This is a genomic window from Hoskinsella mucinilytica (assembly GCF_045223415.1).
In the GTDB taxonomy this organism is placed as follows: domain Bacteria; phylum Bacillota_I; class Bacilli_A; order Erysipelotrichales; family Erysipelotrichaceae; genus Hoskinsella; species Hoskinsella mucinilytica.
Window position 1 is genome coordinate 1 of record NZ_JBEQZJ010000101.1, and the last position, 1,438, is coordinate 1,438.

The window sequence follows — 1,438 nt, forward strand, 5'->3', positions numbered from 1 at the left end:
TTCGCTAACATCATAGATGAAAAAAGCATTGAAGTATATGATGAATCTAAAAACATCTTTAATCCTATCAGCGTGAATGACTATAAGACCTTTGCCACCCAACAAAAGGATCTGGTAGAGGAAGAGGCAATTGAAAATGGATTCTTAAGTGAAGCGGCTACCAAAGCACAATCCGCCATTCGTAAGTTTTTACAGATGGTGCCGGAAGTCAAGGATCAATACACGATTGAAGTCGTATTTCAGGAAAGTGAATAATTTACGGGCAAGTTCCATGCATTATCTGTATACTCATGCTATGATTAAATAAGTTTAAGGAGTGATAATGGTTATGAAAAAAATTTTCGTTTATGGGACACTTCGCACAGATATGTATCATTATAAACAATATCTGAAAGAAAAAATTATTCAAAGCGAATTGGCTTATGTCAAGGGCAGTCTTCATGAAATCAAAGGTGTGATATATCCGGCATTGATTGAAGGAAATGACATGATTGCAGGGGAAATCATGGAGATCGATGATGATCATATCTTTGAAATATTAGATGAATTAGAAGGCTATCATGGTAGTAGTGATCCTCGCAATGAGTATGAAAAGGTTACAATGAACATCTATGATGATCAAGGTGAGATCGTGGATCGGCTTCCTGTTTATGTGTATAATACAGCGAATGCGACCTACCAACAAAAACTTTCCATGAAAATATTAGAAAATGATTATGTTGCCTATATGGCGAAAAAAGGAAATTGTCGTATCAAATTATGAAACATGAGCCTGCATTCGCAGGCTTTATTATATGTAAAATAAAAGCCAATCTTAAGTTAGACTGACTTCACATTCGCTTACTTTATCTTGTTTGATAAAGATGGCTGTTACATTCATTTTACTTCTTAATATAGGAGATATGTTATTCCATTGTTTGCGATTTTCTTTACTGTCATTCATACATACCGAATATTTATCCGTAGCTTCATCTGCATGTTTTAATAACTGATAAACGATATCATCCAAGTCAAAGGGTCTTCTACCTCGAGGTAACGCTATCTTGATTTTCCATTTTCCATACGTTCCTTGTACATCGAATAGACCCTTTTCTTGTGTGTAGGTCAAAGGAATATCATCCAACCATTTTTCCAGAGTTAACTGAATCATGCTTTTTGTTTCTTCTTTCTTGATGACATGACTTCCCTTTTTTCTACCTCTACGCTTTGCTGCATGCAATGGTAGGCGATGATTTAAATCATAGGTATAATATCTTATCACAAGATCTGAACTGGCATTGCTTTTGGTGATGGGATCATTTACATATTCATCATCTTCCAACATCATTTTTCGCATTGCCATACAGCATGTTACTAAGGTCGGTGTCCCGGTATTGATCTGATGATGCAAATCTCCTGCTCGTAAGACAATTTCTTTTTTGTTTTGTGTACAGGCCTC

Annotated in this window: 3 protein-coding genes; 2 read left to right on the forward strand and 1 reads right to left on the reverse strand. The window is 35.7% G+C overall.

From position 1 onward, the window contains the following. Positions 1-255 (forward strand): DUF4230 domain-containing protein (locus UGRO018_RS17650; protein ID WP_416327829.1); only part of this gene is annotated, 255 nt, incomplete at its 5' end. Positions 256-328: 73 nt separating this feature from the next. Next, a complete protein-coding gene (locus UGRO018_RS17655) occupies positions 329-763 on the forward strand; it encodes a gamma-glutamylcyclotransferase family protein (RefSeq protein WP_416327830.1) in 435 nt (144 codons plus the stop codon). 51 nt (positions 764-814) lie between these two features. Here the strand turns inward: UGRO018_RS17655 and UGRO018_RS17660 are convergent. Next, on the reverse strand, positions 815-1,438 hold a 624-nt coding region (locus UGRO018_RS17660; RefSeq protein ID WP_416327831.1), incomplete at its 5' end, for a hypothetical protein.